At 31.1% G+C, this 15,107-nt stretch carries 14 protein-coding genes; 8 read left to right on the top strand and 6 right to left on the bottom strand.

The genetic code is table 11. From position 1 onward, the window contains the following. The first annotated feature begins 274 nt into the window (after nucleotides 1–274). From radA to J3U20_RS08385, 3 genes are all read left to right on the top strand, one after another. Nucleotides 275–1,630 carry a DNA repair protein RadA gene (gene radA, locus J3U20_RS08395; RefSeq protein WP_160542591.1) on the top strand — a complete coding sequence of 452 codons (1,356 nt, stop codon included), beginning with the start codon at nucleotides 275–277 and terminating at the stop codon, nucleotides 1,628–1,630. A gap of 266 nt (nucleotides 1,631–1,896) precedes the next feature. Then, nucleotides 1,897–2,763 carry a M23 family metallopeptidase gene (locus tag J3U20_RS10080; RefSeq protein ID WP_160542592.1) on the top strand — a complete coding sequence of 289 codons (867 nt, stop codon included), beginning with the start codon at nucleotides 1,897–1,899 and terminating at the stop codon, nucleotides 2,761–2,763. A gap of 40 nt (nucleotides 2,764–2,803) precedes the next feature. Next, entirely contained in the window at nucleotides 2,804–3,211 is a 408-nt protein-coding gene (locus J3U20_RS08385) for a bactofilin family protein (protein WP_160542593.1), read from the top strand. Between the two features lie 36 nt (nucleotides 3,212–3,247). Here the strand turns inward: J3U20_RS08385 and J3U20_RS08380 are convergent, their stop codons facing one another. Further along, the gene (locus J3U20_RS08380) at nucleotides 3,248–4,516 is read right to left on the bottom strand and encodes an NAD(P)/FAD-dependent oxidoreductase (protein ID WP_160542594.1); all 1,269 of its coding nucleotides are present in this window, start codon (nucleotides 4,514–4,516) and stop codon (nucleotides 3,248–3,250) included. Between the two features lie 165 nt (nucleotides 4,517–4,681). On the opposite strand from J3U20_RS08380, the gene J3U20_RS08375 reads away from it, so the two are divergent. After that, nucleotides 4,682–5,257 carry a DUF3109 family protein gene (locus J3U20_RS08375; protein WP_160542595.1) on the top strand — a complete coding sequence of 192 codons (576 nt, stop codon included), beginning with the start codon at nucleotides 4,682–4,684 and terminating at the stop codon, nucleotides 5,255–5,257. A 7-nt stretch (nucleotides 5,258–5,264) separates the two neighbouring features. On the opposite strand, the gene J3U20_RS08370 is transcribed toward J3U20_RS08375, so the two are convergent. Genes J3U20_RS08370 through J3U20_RS08355 form a run of 4 tightly spaced genes read right to left on the bottom strand, consistent with a single transcriptional unit; the run spans nucleotide 5,265 to nucleotide 10,639 of the window. Continuing rightward, on the bottom strand, nucleotides 5,265–5,786 hold the full coding sequence (locus tag J3U20_RS08370) for a TlpA family protein disulfide reductase (RefSeq protein WP_160542596.1): 522 nt from the start codon (nucleotides 5,784–5,786) through the stop codon (nucleotides 5,265–5,267). A 2-nt stretch (nucleotides 5,787–5,788) separates the two neighbouring features. Beyond that, entirely contained in the window at nucleotides 5,789–6,517 is a 729-nt protein-coding gene (gene lptB / locus J3U20_RS08365; RefSeq protein WP_105297198.1) for an LPS export ABC transporter ATP-binding protein, read from the bottom strand. A gap of 60 nt (nucleotides 6,518–6,577) precedes the next feature. Next, a complete protein-coding gene (locus tag J3U20_RS08360; RefSeq protein WP_160542597.1) occupies nucleotides 6,578–7,726 on the bottom strand; it encodes a sensor histidine kinase in 1,149 nt (382 codons plus the stop codon). A 57-nt stretch (nucleotides 7,727–7,783) separates the two neighbouring features. Then, nucleotides 7,784–10,639 carry a BamA/TamA family outer membrane protein gene (locus tag J3U20_RS08355; protein WP_160542598.1) on the bottom strand — a complete coding sequence of 952 codons (2,856 nt, stop codon included), beginning with the start codon at nucleotides 10,637–10,639 and terminating at the stop codon, nucleotides 7,784–7,786. A 3-nt stretch (nucleotides 10,640–10,642) separates the two neighbouring features. Between J3U20_RS08355 and J3U20_RS08350 the strand changes: the two genes are divergently transcribed. From J3U20_RS08350 to J3U20_RS08335, 4 genes are all read left to right on the top strand, one after another. Further along, a complete protein-coding gene (locus J3U20_RS08350) occupies nucleotides 10,643–11,392 on the top strand; it encodes an RNA methyltransferase (protein ID WP_160542599.1) in 750 nt (249 codons plus the stop codon). After that, the gene (locus J3U20_RS08345) at nucleotides 11,389–12,159 is read left to right on the top strand and encodes a Kdo domain containing protein (protein ID WP_160542600.1); all 771 of its coding nucleotides are present in this window, start codon (nucleotides 11,389–11,391) and stop codon (nucleotides 12,157–12,159) included. The genes J3U20_RS08350 and J3U20_RS08345 overlap by 4 nt, the downstream gene beginning before the upstream one ends. 104 nt (nucleotides 12,160–12,263) lie before the next feature. Further along, complete coding sequence (locus tag J3U20_RS08340) at nucleotides 12,264–12,830, top strand: cob(I)yrinic acid a,c-diamide adenosyltransferase (RefSeq protein ID WP_160542601.1); 567 nt, start codon at nucleotides 12,264–12,266, stop codon at nucleotides 12,828–12,830. Then, nucleotides 12,823–13,434, top strand: a complete 612-nt coding sequence (locus J3U20_RS08335; protein ID WP_160542602.1) for a thiamine diphosphokinase — start codon at nucleotides 12,823–12,825, stop codon at nucleotides 13,432–13,434. Before J3U20_RS08340 ends, J3U20_RS08335 begins: the two co-directional genes overlap by 8 nt. A 169-nt stretch (nucleotides 13,435–13,603) precedes the next feature. Here the strand turns inward: J3U20_RS08335 and ffh are convergent, their stop codons facing one another. Continuing rightward, nucleotides 13,604–14,950: a signal recognition particle protein gene (gene ffh, locus J3U20_RS08330; protein ID WP_160542603.1), complete on the bottom strand. Its 1,347-nt coding sequence runs from the start codon at nucleotides 14,948–14,950 to the stop codon at nucleotides 13,604–13,606. Nucleotides 14,951–15,107: the final 157 nt, after the last annotated feature.

Genomic DNA, 15,107 nt, shown 5'->3' with positions numbered 1-15,107 from the left:
CCCTCATCTTCTGTTTTTCTCTTTCGTTGTTCCTGACTTGCGGGTGCAAAGATAGCTACTTTTTCTTTCCCCGCAAGTTTTTTTTAATCTTTTTTTAATCTTTTTTGCTAAATAATCATTAATGTCCTGAATACCACCTATTTAACCTCAAAAAAAAATTTTAATTTTTTTTAATTCTTTTTTAATCCTCCAGATACTTGTTATTATATAGTCATTAACAAAGATTATTATAGACTATCTTTGTACTAACTAATAAATGTAAATAACTATATATATGGCTAAGGCTAAAACTACTTTTTTTTGTCAAAATTGCGGAACTCAATATTCTCAATGGCTGGGCCAATGCAAAGTATGCGGAGAATGGAACACTATTGTTGAAGAAGTTATTGAAAAAAGTTCTGCAAATTCTATTTCTTCCCTTAATTCCTCTTCTTCTAGAAATAAGATATATAAGATTCACGAAATTGAAACTACGGATGAATATCGTATTCTTTCTAATGACTCTGAACTGGATCATTTATTAGGTGGCGGTATTGTTCCCGGTAGTGTTATTTTGATTGGAGGCGAACCCGGCATCGGTAAATCTACTTTGTTGTTGCAAATTTCTTTACAAATACCCAGAAAAGTATTATATGTTTCGGGAGAGGAAAGCAGTAATCAAATTAAAATGAGATCTGACCGTTTGGATATTTCTAATTCTGAATGCTATATTTTAACGGAAACTTCAACTCAAAAGATTTTAAAGAAAGCTCATGAGCTTCAACCGGAGTTGTTAGTGATTGATTCCATTCAAACTCTACATTCCTCTTATATAGAATCTTCTCCGGGAAGTATATCTCAAATTAGAGAATGCGCTTCCGAATTAATTAAATATGCTAAGGAAACTTCTACTCCTGTATTTTTAATTGGACATATTACTAAGGAGGGTTCTATAGCCGGTCCTAAAATTTTGGAGCATATGGTAGATGTCGTTCTTCAGTTTGAAGGGGACAGAAATTATGTTTACCGACTTTTACGTGCAAATAAAAATAGGTATGGTTCTACTTCTGAACTTGGAATTTATGAAATGTTCTCTTCCGGGTTGAAACAGGTAAAAAATCCGTCTGAAATTTTAGTATCTAAAAAAGATGAAAGTTTATCGGGAAATGCTATTGCGGTTACTTTGGAAGGATTACGCCCTATGTTGGTTGAAATTCAAGCATTGGTATCAACGGCTGTTTATGGAACACCTCAACGGGTGACAACGGGTTTTGACGTTAAACGATTAAATATGTTATTAGCTGTTTTGGAAAAGCGTGCGGGTTTTCATTTGGGAACTAAGGATGTGTTTTTAAATGTTACCGGAGGTATTCGTGTTGATGATCCTGCTATTGACTTAGCTGTTATTTGTGCTATTTTGTCTTCTAATGAGGATATTTCTTTACCGGATAATTGTTTATTCGCCGGTGAAATTGGTTTAAGTGGTGAAATCAGACCTGTAAATCGTATTGAACAGCGAATCATTGAGGCTGAAAAATTGGGTTATGATGTCATTTTCATATCTAAGTATAATAAAATTGATCGCAAGAAATATAATATTAGGGTTGAAATGGTTTCTAAGGTTGAGGATGTTTATAAGTTATTATTCTAATTAATTGTATGTAAATTTATCTTTCTTCGTATGGTGTAAACTTTTGCAGTCAATATATTTTTATTATACTAAATAAGTGATATTAGGCATTTGTTATCTATTACACATTATACTTTTATTTTTCAAATTAACGAAAATTAAGGTCGGTTTTGTGCTTACAAATAATGTTTAAATTTTTGCTAATTTATTGTTAAACGTAATGTTTAAATTATACATTTTGTTTTAATTTTTTTATATTTGTTCCACTACCTTCAGAATATTATACTATGAAAAATAACAAATCTAAATATTCCACTATAATTATTACTGATAAAAATTCACTGGAAACAAAAATTTTTTCTGTTAAGAATAAGCATATAAGAAATATTTTTCTGTACAAAAAGATTTTACTTTTATCAATTTTTACTATTTTTTGTTTAGTTGCGGGATTGGTTAGTTACATAAGTTATGTGTATTACCAAAAACAAGATTTACATGTTAAAATTGCTGACCTTGAAAGTAAGTTGGATACTAAAAAATTAAATGATATGATTATCAATCTTAATGAAGCTGAAAAATCTTTATTAAAGATTGAGAGATACCTTAAAGATCGTCAAGTTAAAACGCTCCCTACTTCCGCCTCTAATTATAATGTTGATAATGTGGGGGGAGAGTATTATCCTGTTAATGATTCTAACTTAAATTTAATTGAAAATAAAAAAAAGAGAATTTCCGATATATATAAAAAGATTCAATTCATTCCTATCGGCTTACCTCACGTTGGAAGGATTACTTCTAATTTTGGTGTGAGAGGAAATCCGATGAAAAAAGGTAAAGGATCCGAGTTTCATCCGGGTTTGGATATAGCAGGAACTATTGGTGATCCTATTCATGCTACTGCGAATGGTGTTGTTACCTTTGCCAGTGTTAGAGGAGGATATGGAAATTGTGTAATGATAAAGCACCATTTCGGTTATGAAACACTATACGGTCACATGTCTAAAATATTGGTTAAAGAAGGACAGGTTGTCAATGCCGGAGATGTTATTGGTGAATTAGGAAGTACCGGCCGTTCTACCGGACCTCATGTTCATTATGAAATTATTTTAAATAAAGAAAAAGAAAATCCAAATAATTATTTGCATGTAAACTAAATATGAAATAAATTTAACTACTATATAAAATAAACTAACTATGTTCAATAAAAAAAAAGGAGCTGCTCTTAATTTATCTACAGAAAACATTACTACTATTATTGCGGAGGATTGTAAAATCGAAGGAAATATAGAATGTAAAGAATTTATTAGAATTGATGGTCAAACATTAGGAAATGTCAATAGCACTTGTGGACTTGTTGTTGGTCAGAAAGGAAGCGTTAAAGGAGATATAAGGACTAAAGAACTTATTGTATATGGCCAAATTGACGGCGATATTTTTGTTGATAATCTTAGTTTGAAAAACTCGGGATCTATTATAGGAAATATGCAGGTAAAAAGTTTTCAAGTTGAAAATGGTGCCTTATATAAAGGCACCGTTAGTATGGATCAAAATAATTCTACTCCTGTTAATAAAAAAGAAAATAATTCTCAGCTTGTAGTATAAATTCTATTACTGAAATATATACAATATTTTAGGTATTCAGGGTCTTGGATCTCCAATTTTATAAGCACTTCCTAAGGAAGAATTTTTAGATATGTATATGGTTAACCAACGATATAAAGTATTTAATCTATTACCTATGGAAACTAAAGAAATTAAGTGGATGGACGACCAAATAATCCATGCCGGTAATCCTTTTAAAAATAAGGTAGGATGAATCAGATCGGCTACGGCTTTATTTCTTCCGATAACTGCCATAGACCCTCTATCTTTATAACTGAATGGTAAAGGTTGATAGTTGTCTTGTGTAAGTTGTTTTTTTAAATTATTTGCCAAATTTTTTCCTTGTTGTATTGCTACTTGGGCTAATTGCGGATGTCCTGCAGGAAAATTAGGATCAGTAGTCATAATACAGGTATCTCCTATTGCATATATATTAGAAAATCCTTGAACTTTATTATACGCGTCAACTTGCATACGTCTACCTCTTCCATACACTTCTTTGGGTATTCCTTCAAAAATTCTTGAAGTAACTCCCGCTGTCCAGATTATAGTTTTTGTTTCAATTTTATCTCCGTTAGAAAAATATATGGTGTTTTCATCACAATCTTTTACTTGTGTATTTACCAGTATTTTAACTCCTAATTTATCTAAGGCATGATAAGCTTCTTTGTGAGATTTATCGCTCATAGGTCCCAATAATACGGGGCTTCCTTCTACCAAATAGACTTGAATTTGGTCTTTTAAATCTTTATAGTCTACATTTTCAATATAATTGATAATTTCGCGAATAACTCCTGCTATTTCAACTCCGGCAGGTCCTCCTCCGGTGATGACGATGGATAATAATCTTTTCTTTTCTATTAAATCAGTTTCTCTACTGGCGGCTTCTAACCTTTCTAAAAGTATATTTCTAAGTAACAAAGCATCATTTAAGGTTTTCATTGGAAAGGCATATTTCTCTAAATTTTCCATTCCGAAATAGTTACTTTGCGTTCCCGTTGCTAAAATCAAAATATCATAATCTAATTCTCCATTAGATAAGACTACTTTGTTTTCATCGGATTTGATTTCAATTAATTCTCCTAATCTGAATTTAACATTTTTTTTATGTCTTATAAATCTACGGAAAGGATAGCTGATAGCTGCGGGATCTAAAATACTTGAACTTACTTGATATATTAATGGTGGAAAAAAATTATAGTTGTTTTTGTCGACTAAGGTAATTTCAAAATTAGGATCATTGGACAATCTGGTGATTATATTAATCCCAGCAAAGCCTCCACCTATTAATACGATTTTTTTCATAATTTGCACTAAAAAATTAATTTAACATATTGATGCAAACACATTTATTTCTTAAGAACACAAAAATGTATAGCATACATTTTATCAAAGTTACTGTTTTTTTGTAAAGTTATATAAACTTTTAATAAAAATTTAATGCTATCTTTGAATTTATTTTCAAAAATCATGATTCAAATAGAAGATACAATAATTTCTTTAGATGTATTACAGAAACAATTTGTTTGTAATCTTAGTAAATGCAAAGGGATATGTTGTGTAGAAGGAGATTCGGGAGCTCCACTCGATGAAGAAGAATTACCGATTCTTGAAGACATATATGAGCAAGTATCGCCTTATCTTAGAGAGGAAGGTAGAAGGGCTATTGAATTGGAAGGTAAATATACAACCGATCTTGATGATGATTATGTTACTCCGTTAATAGAGGGTAGAGAATGTGCTTATGTAATCTATGATGAAAATCAAGCTGCGAAATGCGCCATTGAAAAGGCTTACGAAGACGGTAAAATTGATTTTAAAAAACCTATTTCCTGTCATCTGTATCCGGTTCGTCTTCAAAAATTACGAAAATATGTTGCGGTAAATTATGATGAATGGTATATATGCAAGGATGCGTGTACTTTAGGTAAAGAACTTAATGTTAAAGTTTTCGAATTTTTAAAAGAACCTTTAATTAGAAAATTCGGAGAAAATTGGTACCATCAGTTGATAGAAGCTGAGAAACTTTTAGAAATAAGTAAATAATTTAGCTTTATTTTTCCTGCAATGCATCTATGGTTTTTTGTATTTCTGTGTCATTTGCCGTAATTGCATAATAGTAAGCAATTTTTCCTTGTTGATCTATTACCATATAGCGTGGAATCCAATTTAATTCAATATATTCTGTAAAAGGATTTTTCCAACCAGTTGAAAACCAATAATTATCACCCGTATTTAATTCATACTTAGTGATACCGTTTTTCCAAGAATCGTAATTTTTGTCTAATGACAGATAAATAAAATCTACATTATTATTTTTTTGCTTAAGAGCCCGTGAATCGGACATTCCCACTATGCAATCTTTACACCAAGATGCCCAAAATTTCAGGATGGTAACTTTTCCTTTGTGTTTATTTAGTACGAATTGCATCGTTGTTTCTTTATTATCCGTATCAACTACTAGTTGCTTTAAGGCTTCTTCGGAAAATTCAGTTTTGGAAATTAATGGAAGTTGCTGACTATAACTTAATGTAGCTATTAAAGTAATATATAGTCCTGTAAAAATTTTTTTCATTATTATATTTTTTCAAATCTGAAATTTTCTCCTAAATATACTTGACGAACTATCGGATCATTTGCTAATTCTTCGGGATATCCTTCCTTTAATATATTTCCTTCGAACATAACATAAGTTCTATGAGTGATAGCCAGAGTTTGCTGAACGTTATGGTCTGTTATTAAAATTCCTATATTTTTATTTACCAAAGAACGCACGACTTTTTGAATATCTTCAACGGCAATAGGGTCAACTCCTGCAAAGGGTTCATCCAGTAAAATAAATTTAGGATCGGTAGCCAGACATCGGGCAATTTCGCAACGACGTCTTTCTCCTCCCGACAATAAATCTCCTCGGTTCTTACGAACGTGTTCTAAACCAAATTCTTCTATTAAAGAATCGGCTTTTATTTTTCTTTCTTTCTTCGAAAGCTTAGTCATCTCCAACACTCCCACAATATTATCTTCTACGGATAATTTCCTGAATATGGAAGCTTCTTGAGCCAAATACCCGATTCCTTTTTGTGCTCTTTTATACATAGCATCTTTGGTTATGTTAATCTTATCCAAAAATACATTTCCTTGAGTAGGCTTGATTAAGCCTACAATCATATAAAAAGAAGTGGTTTTTCCGGCTCCATTAGGCCCTAACAATCCTACTATTTCTCCTTGTTTTACATTTAATGAAACATCTTTAACTACTCGTTTGTTTCCGTATGTTTTTATTAAATGTTCTCCTCGTAATATCATAATATCAAAAGTAATTAAATTACTACGTTTTTTTCTATTACTCAATAAAATTTTTACAAATTATTTTTTTAAAATTATTCTAAAAGTAGTCCCTTTATTAATTTCGGTATTTTGAACGAAAATTTTACCGTAATGATAATCTTCAATAATTCGCCTGGCCAGAGACAAGCCTAGTCCCCACCCTCTTTTTTTAGTTGTAAATCCGGGTTTGAATATTTTTTTCACATTTTTTGATTCAATGCCTGATCCTTCATCGGAAATATCTATAAAAATATTTTTTTTGTTATCGTGGATTTGCAATTTTATTTTTCCTTCTCCTTTCATGGCATCTGCCGAATTTTTAATGAGATTTTCGATAACCCAACTATATAAGATGTTATTTAAGGAAACATATACAGGATACTCCGGTGCTTGAAATTCAAACCCGATTTGTTTGGACATTCTTCTTTTCAAATACATAAATGCTTGTTCCGATATTTCCACGATATCTTCTTTTTTTAGTGAAGGAGTTGATCCTATTTTAGAAAATCTGTCGGTAATATTTTGCAGTCTGTGTACATCTTTTTCAATATTTATTATCGGTTTTTGATCAATTTCTTCTGTTTTTAATATTTCCAGCCATCCCATGATGGATGAAAGCGGAGTACCGATTTGATGTGCGGTTTCCTTAGCCATTCCTGCCCATAGTAAACTTTGCTCTGTTTTTTTTACGGTTTTAAAATACCAATAGGTAAACCAGACAAACAATGTTACTAATATAATTAGTACAAAGGGATAATAACCTAATTGTGTCAGCAGAACCGAGTTTTTATAATATACGTATTGATTTCCAAAAGGAAGTTTGATTAAAATGGGATAATAGGATTCTGCCATTTCGTGCAATTCTTCCTTTAATTTTAAAGAATCTGAAATAATTTTTTTACTTACATTTTTAGAATCAATGTAATTTCCTTTTTCATCTACTAAAATAACGGGTATGGTAGTGTTTTGCTCGATAAGCTGCACTAAAAAAAATTGAGTTTTAGGAGGAATATCTGTTTCCGTGTTTAATAATTCCAACGTTTTGGCATAATTTGAAATTTTTACGGATTCTTCTTCTTTTAATTCTTCAACTTTGCTGTTAGAAAAGATTATAATAAAAAGAGCTACTATAAGCGCCAATATATACCCAAACCAATTCCGTAATCTAACATTTTTAAAAAAGCTCATTTTCCGAATTTTATGAATTCATATATCAACGTATTTATGCAAACAAAAATTATTTGATTAAAACGGATAGTCGATAGCAAAATTAACTTGAGGTTTCAACAGATTGATATATTTAAAATACCATCGGTCATTTTCATCTCTTCTTGGATCATGAAATCGATAAGCAAAATCAAAGCGAATGATAAAGTTACTTATATCCCAACGGATCCCCCATCCTCCTCCAATTCCCAGTTCTTTATAGAAGGAATTAAATTCAAATTTATTCAGGGAATTATTATTAATTCCCCAAACATTTCCTGCATCTACAAATAAAGCTCCTTCGAACCCTTTACTTGGTAAAGGAAACCTGTATTCTACCTGAGTCAACAATTTAAAATTATCGATCGCTATTAGTTCATAGCCGTCTTTTCCGCCTAATTTTGATGATCCCGGACCAAAACCAAAAGATTTCCAGGCTCTAACATCACTTGGTCCACCCACAGAGTAGCTTCGGTCAAAAGGCATACTAAAGGAATTTCCATAAGGTATTCCTATTCCGGTAAAAAGTCTCGCATTAAACGATTTTTTTCCGGAAAAAATCCAAAATTTTCTTAGATCCAAATCGAATTTCACATATTGTGAATAGGGAACTCCAAATATTTGTTTTATAGTTTTATTATTGGAAGTTGTAAAATCTTTGAGTGTTTTGTTAAATAAAGATTCCAGATTACCTGCTAATTCTACTTGTGCTTTTAAATAAAAAGGATGTTTACCCGGAAAATATCCTAATCGTTGATCGTAGGTAAAATCATATTTAAAAGAGGAGATTAATACATTCTGTGTGAAACGATAACGACGAAATTCCATTAAGTCGTAATCGTTAGCTAAACTTAAATGCGTAGATCTTAAATAATCTTGAAAGTCTATATTATTCTGAATTTGAAACAGTAAATCATTATCATTATGGTTTTTATCGTACTCCTCTTTTGCGGAAGGATATTGTTGAAAATATAAATCGTAAACACTATTTCTTACTTTACTGTCTTGTGTATATATGTTGAAATAATTATTAGGATTTAAAAACTGTGTATATTGTAGATTCCATAATGTAATTTGGTGAACGGTAGTTCGAGTGGGATTGAAATTATAAAGTAATCCGGCATTATAACTTCTTTTATCCAAACCTATGTTATATTGTGCATTATATCCTAAAGAAATTGCCGATGAAGGACCCCAGGCTTTAGGAATTAATCTTTTAGCGTTGAAAGGCAAAATAAGCTTAGGAAAGGATAAACTGGCCTGCGCTGATAGTTCCGATGCATTAAAAATTTTACTGTTATTTTTTTTGGTTTTAATATTTCCTAAGGATCCTCCAAAACTGACACTTAAATTTTCTGCTCCCCCAAAAAGATTTTTTACCGTAAAGGTAAGATTGGGAGTTATACCGAAATTAACAACACCTGAATTAAACGCTTCAAATCCTAATTCATAAGAATATTTATCCATGGGAGAAAGGATGATATTGGATATTAAGGTGGAATCAGAGTCTTTTTCAGGAACTGTATTAAAACCGAGGATGTTAAAATTATTTACTTTATATATATTCCTTCGAGTACGAGTCTCAGAGCTTAAATTATATGAATGCCCTTTTTCAATGGCTAACATATCTGCCAATACTCTGTTTTTATATTTATTTCCTAAATGGTTAACAATGAAAGCAATGGTATCGTTAACCATCATTTTTGTTTTCCTACCGTCAACCCTTCTTACTATTTTTTTGGTAGTTACATAGAAACTTGAGTCTATAGTATTTTTACTTGTATCTTTATTTTCATTATCTAAAAGTGAAATGTTTATTTTATTGTATTTAAATCTTTTGAATTTATGCACTAAAGTATCTTTCTTAAGAGTATCCGATCTAGTGGAATCGGTAACAGCTGTGGTAGTGGTCAAACTTCCTATTTGGCTTTTCTTGATTGATAATCTGACCGAAACATCATATACATTATTAGCCGTATCTACATAGTAAATAACTTCATCTTTAAGATCATTGAAACGATAATATCCCATATTTTTAAAACGGTTTTCCAAACGGGATATCTCATTCTCAATTACATAAGCATCTAATCGATCTCCTTTTTTAACATAGGAACCTCTACTGAATAGGTTGTATATAAATTCGTCTTTTGAAAGTTCATGGATTGGAGACTTTTTTTTCTTCGCCTGTCTTGTTCGTTTTAAATAATGAGCATATAAATCATCTTTTATTTCATCGGCAATATCATACGTAATTGTATCCATAATCATAGGACGTCCTAATTTTATGGAATACTGCACATGAGCTTTTTTACCGGAAGTAATTACACTGTCTTTTACAATGGACTTACGCCACCCTCTGTTTTTAAAATATTGTTGTATGTTTTTTGAAGAAGTTTTAGATAGTAAGGTATCAACTAATATAGGGGCTTCTCCATTATTATAAAAAAAACGATCAAACCATCTGGATTTGCCAACATAATTTTTTAAGTTATATTTTACATATAGAGAATCCAGTAATTTTTGATTTCTTTGTTTTTGACTAACGGAATAGTATTCTGCGTAGACGGAATCGAATGTAGGATTTGAGAAATCATACAGCCACAACCCTAATGGAATTATGAATAGTATTTTTTTATTAGATTTTTGCTTTACATAACTGTCCAGTTCATCATCAAATGGTTTCTTGTATTCGTTGATAATTTCTTTGCCTTTTTTATTCAAAAAGGGATTACCGTATGCATCCAAATAAGGTTTTCCTTTTTTATCTACATATTTATATGTATTATCAATAAATAAATGTCCATTTTTAGGTACTTTATTTGTTCTACATGAAAAAATGAGAAACAGTTGAACAAAAATCAATATTTTTACTATAATATTGTATCCTAATTTCATTTTATGTTGTCTGCAAGTAAAATTAAACTTATTCAGTCGCTTTCAAAAAAAAAGTATAGACAAAAATATAACTTATTTGTTGTTGAGGGTATAAAAAGCATTAAAGAATTCTGCTTTTCGCAGTTTTCTGTAAAAAACATTTACAGTACGGTTCCCATTTCTTTTTTAGATGAAAATCAATATCAAATGATCAGTTTCGAAGAATTAAAAAAGATTAGTTTTCTAACTACTCCTCACGATGCATTAGCAGTATTAGAAATACCTCAAAATTCAAATAATTCATATAGTGGAATTCAATTAGTATTGGATGAAATACAAGATCCGGGAAATCTGGGAACGATTATACGTCTTGCAGACTGGTATGGGATTAAACAGATTTTGTGCAGTAAAGGAACTACTGATGCCTATAATCCCAAAGCAGTTCAATCTGCAATGGGATCATTAAGCAGAGTTAACGTTGTATATACAGATATCGCTGAAATATTGACAAATTCCAACATACCGGTTATGGGAACAGATATGAAAGGTGAAAATTTATATACTACGGATTTACCCGAAAATTTTTATGTGATTATGGGTAATGAAGGAAATGGTGTTTCAGATGAAATAAAATCTCTGTGTACGCATACTCTAACAATCCCCAGATTCGGCTTAGAACAAAAAACAGAAAGTTTAAATGTCGCCATGTCTACCGGAATAATTTTAAGTGAATTCTACTCGAGAGCTGCAAAATTAAAAGGGAATATAAAATGAAATGGAATTCGTATATATCAAAAAAATATCGTAACAATACGGACATATTAAATGAAATAATCGAAAATTTTGATTCTTTAGGTGAGATTATATTTCAAGAACGGAACACTTTACGTAAAATACCTCATCCTGTGCTGGGAAACTTAGCGGTAAAATCTTTTAAAAAGCCTCATCTTCTCAATCAACTTGTTTATGCTAATTTTAGAAAATCTAAAGCCCATCGTTCTTATTTTCATGCTGAAATTTTAACTTCTAAGGGTTTAAACACACCGGAACCGATTGGTTTTTTTGAAGAGATTCATAATTTTAAAATTAAAAGATCTTTTTATTTTTCAAAGTATTCTGAGTATGATTTTACTTTTAGGGAACTCATTGAAAAAAGAAATAGTTTTGATGATTGGGAATTAATACTAAAAGAATTTGTTTCATTCGTTTTTTCTATTCATGAAAATCATATCTTATTTAAAGACCTTTCACCGGGAAATGTACTCATAAAAAATGATCAAGAAAAAAACGCATATTTATTTTCTTTAATCGATTTAAATCGGATGAGTTTTCAATCTTTATCTTTAGATCAAAGGCTTCAAAATTTTATTAGATTATCCTTAACGGATGAAATGATCCCTATCATTGCAAAGGAATATGCCAAATACAGCCATGAAAATGTTAATTTTACCATGGAACAATTGTATAAAAAAAATAATAAATTCATTGAAAAGAAGGAAAGAAAGAAAAAGATAAAGAAACTGCTGGGCAAAAATGTTTAGCATCTTTTAGCCCCGTTTTTATTTAAATTAACTTTACTATTAAAAATTTCAAAGATTTAATTTTAAAACTTTTTCATATTTACAAGTAACAAAAAGATATTTTAATGAAAATATATACGAAAAGAGGTGACGACGGAACTACGGGTTTGTATGGAGGAAAACGTGTATCTAAGAATTCCATTCGCGTTCAATCCTATGGCGAAATAGATGAATTAAATTCTTATATAGGTTTGCTAAGAAGTTATGGTTCTCTTAAAAATATTGATGAACAATTAAAAATTATACAAAATTTACTATTTACTATCGGTGCTGAATTAGCTACTCCTTCAGATAAAATGTATTCTCCAAATGGAAAACCTAAAATATCTTGCTTACTTTCTGAAGAAAAAATAATTTTATTGGAGCAATGGATTGATGAAATAAGCGAAACCCTCCCTCCTTTAAAGCAATTTATTCTTCCGGCAGGAAATGTATCTTCTTCTACTGCACATGTTGCAAGAACCGTATGCAGAAGATCAGAAAGAACTATAGTTACCTTAGGTGAAATTGAAGATATAAGACCCATTATTCAAAAATTTATAAATCGTTTGTCTGATTATTTGTTTGTTCTTGCACGATATTTTGCACATTTAGCAAATGAAATTGAAGAACCTTGGAATCCCAATGAATAAAGCATTACTTTTTTTAAACGGAAAAAAACCTACAATTTTACCTGAAAATTTAGGTTCATATTCCATTATTACGTGTACAGACGGGGCGTACAGCAGATATGTAAAAAATTTACCTTTTACAATTAATTATATTTCAGGAGATCTGGATAGTGTACAAGTATCGACTATCCCGTCGTCTATTCCAATTATTGAAACTCCGGATCAAAACAAAACTGATTTTCATAAGGCTTTAGAATTATTGCTAGATAAAGGTATACATGATGTGGATGTTTACGGTGGAAGTGGAAGAGAAAGCGATCATTTCATTGGAAACTTATCTACAGCACTTTTTTTTAAAAATAAACTCCGCATTACATTTTACGATGATTATTCAAAATTCTTTTTCTCGGGTAAATCAACTAAAATTAATGATGCAAAAGGTAAAACCATTTCCTTAATCCCTTTTTTTGAGGCTAAAAATATTTGTACGAAAGGTTTACAGTATCCCTTATCCAACGAAACTCTTATATTTCCGCAACGATTGGGTACGCGTAATGTGGCTGTAGAAAATGAAGTTGTTGTCACCTACGGTGAGGGCGAACTGTTGATCTATATCAGCCGATAAACTTTTTTTAGCTAATAGAATTAGTTAAGTCTTGAGGTTTTAACGATATAGATGCTTGAAATAACATCTAATGGTTAAATAATTTATGATTAACTAGTTAACCGTTATAATCAATATTAATGATTCTTTAAAATGTTTATCTTTTATTTAAATAATAGGAATATTTTATTTAAAAAGGTTTTCCTCCCGACATTTGTTTTGCCATTGCTTGCATCATCATCCTTCCTTGCGGTGTTTGCATCATCTTCATCATTTTGCTCATCTGTTCAAATTGTTTTAACAGCTGATTGATATCCTGTATGGATCTACCGCTTCCTTTAGCTATTCTATTCTTTCGAGATGTAGTTATAATAGCCGGATTTCTTCTTTCTTCAGGAGTCATGGAATAAATTAAAGCTTCAATATGCTTGAAAGCATCATCATCGATATTAATATCTTTTAATGCTTTACCTGCACCCGGTATCATTCCAAGCAAATCTTTCATATTTCCCATTCTCTTAATCTGCTTAATTTGATTAAGGAAATCGTCAAATCCGAATTGATTTTTCGCTATCTTTTTCTGTAATTTACGTGCTTCTTCTTCGTCAAATTGTTCTTGGGCTCTTTCTACTAATGATACCACATCTCCCATCCCTAAGATACGATCAGCCATACGCGAAGGATAAAAAATATCCAGCGCTTCCATTTTTTCTCCGGTGGAAATAAATTTAATTGGTTTTTCAACCACAGTACGTATAGTTAAAGCAGCACCTCCTCGGGTATCACCGTCTAATTTGGTTAATACTACCCCATCATAATTCAATACATCATTAAAAGCTTTGGCTGTGTTTACCGCATCTTGTCCGGTCATGGAATCCACTACAAACAAAGTCTCATTTGGACTGACTTTTTGATGAACATTTCTGATTTCATTCATCATACTTTCATCAATCGCCAAACGTCCTGCGGTATCAATTATAACAACATTAAATTTATTTTGTTTAGCATATTCAATGGCATGACCGGAAATATCAACCGGATTTTTACTTTCCGGTTCTGTGTATACTTCTACTCCAATTTGATCTCCTAAAACTTTTAATTGATCAATTGCAGCCGGACGATATACGTCGCAGGCGACTAACAGAACTTTTTTTTGTTTTTTAGTTTTAAGATAATTAGCTAATTTTCCCGAAAAGGTAGTTTTACCGGAACCTTGTAAACCCGCAATTAAGATAACGCTAGGATTCCCCGATAAATTTACTCCAACATTTTCTCCTCCCATTAGATCGGCCAACTCATCATGTACAATCTTCACCATTAGCTGACCCGGCGTAACGGAAGTAAGCACATTTTGACCTAAGGCTTTCTCCTGAATCCTTTTAGTCAAATCTTTCGCCACTTTATAACTAACGTCTGCATCCACTAAAGCTCTTCTAATTTCTTTAACGGTTTCAGCAACATTAATCTCCGTGATCTTTCCTCTCCCGCTGATGTTATGTAATGCCTTATCTAATTTATCTTGTAAATTCTGAAACATATTCGGTACTTATATACTATTATACTATTTATACTAACTGCAAAAATAGTAAAGTTTTACTTAATTTAAAAATATGTATTTCAGTAATTAGAAAGCGCCTTTCTTTGCTAAAAAAGTTTAAAAATGTATATTTGCTTTTATATTAAATTAAATAAAA

The organism is Apibacter sp. B3919, assembly GCF_026537405.1.
GTDB lineage: Bacteria > Bacteroidota > Bacteroidia > Flavobacteriales > Weeksellaceae > Apibacter.
This window is presented reverse-complemented; position numbering and strand designations above follow the sequence as displayed.

What these genes read in the sequence shown, in the direction of transcription:
- radA (WP_160542591.1), top strand. Translation starts at nt 275, where the DNA reads ATGGCTAAGGCTAAAACTACTTTTTTTTGTCAAAATTGCGGAACTCAA.
- J3U20_RS10080 (WP_160542592.1), top strand. Translation starts at nt 1,897, where the DNA reads ATGAAAAATAACAAATCTAAATATTCCACTATAATTATTACTGATAAA.
- J3U20_RS08385 (WP_160542593.1), top strand. Translation starts at nt 2,804, where the DNA reads ATGTTCAATAAAAAAAAAGGAGCTGCTCTTAATTTATCTACAGAAAAC.
- J3U20_RS08380 (WP_160542594.1), bottom strand. Translation starts at nt 4,516, where the DNA reads ATGAAAAAAATCGTATTAATAGGTGGAGGCTTTGCTGGGATTAATATA.
- J3U20_RS08375 (WP_160542595.1), top strand. Translation starts at nt 4,682, where the DNA reads ATGATTCAAATAGAAGATACAATAATTTCTTTAGATGTATTACAGAAA.
- J3U20_RS08370 (WP_160542596.1), bottom strand. Translation starts at nt 5,786, where the DNA reads ATGAAAAAAATTTTTACAGGACTATATATTACTTTAATAGCTACATTA.
- lptB (WP_105297198.1), bottom strand. Translation starts at nt 6,517, where the DNA reads ATGATATTACGAGGAGAACATTTAATAAAAACATACGGAAACAAACGA.
- J3U20_RS08360 (WP_160542597.1), bottom strand. Translation starts at nt 7,726, where the DNA reads ATGAGCTTTTTTAAAAATGTTAGATTACGGAATTGGTTTGGGTATATA.
- J3U20_RS08355 (WP_160542598.1), bottom strand. Translation starts at nt 10,639, where the DNA reads ATGAAATTAGGATACAATATTATAGTAAAAATATTGATTTTTGTTCAA.
- J3U20_RS08350 (WP_160542599.1), top strand. Translation starts at nt 10,643, where the DNA reads ATGTTGTCTGCAAGTAAAATTAAACTTATTCAGTCGCTTTCAAAAAAA.
- J3U20_RS08345 (WP_160542600.1), top strand. Translation starts at nt 11,389, where the DNA reads ATGAAATGGAATTCGTATATATCAAAAAAATATCGTAACAATACGGAC.
- J3U20_RS08340 (WP_160542601.1), top strand. Translation starts at nt 12,264, where the DNA reads ATGAAAATATATACGAAAAGAGGTGACGACGGAACTACGGGTTTGTAT.
- J3U20_RS08335 (WP_160542602.1), top strand. Translation starts at nt 12,823, where the DNA reads ATGAATAAAGCATTACTTTTTTTAAACGGAAAAAAACCTACAATTTTA.
- ffh (WP_160542603.1), bottom strand. Translation starts at nt 14,950, where the DNA reads ATGTTTCAGAATTTACAAGATAAATTAGATAAGGCATTACATAACATC.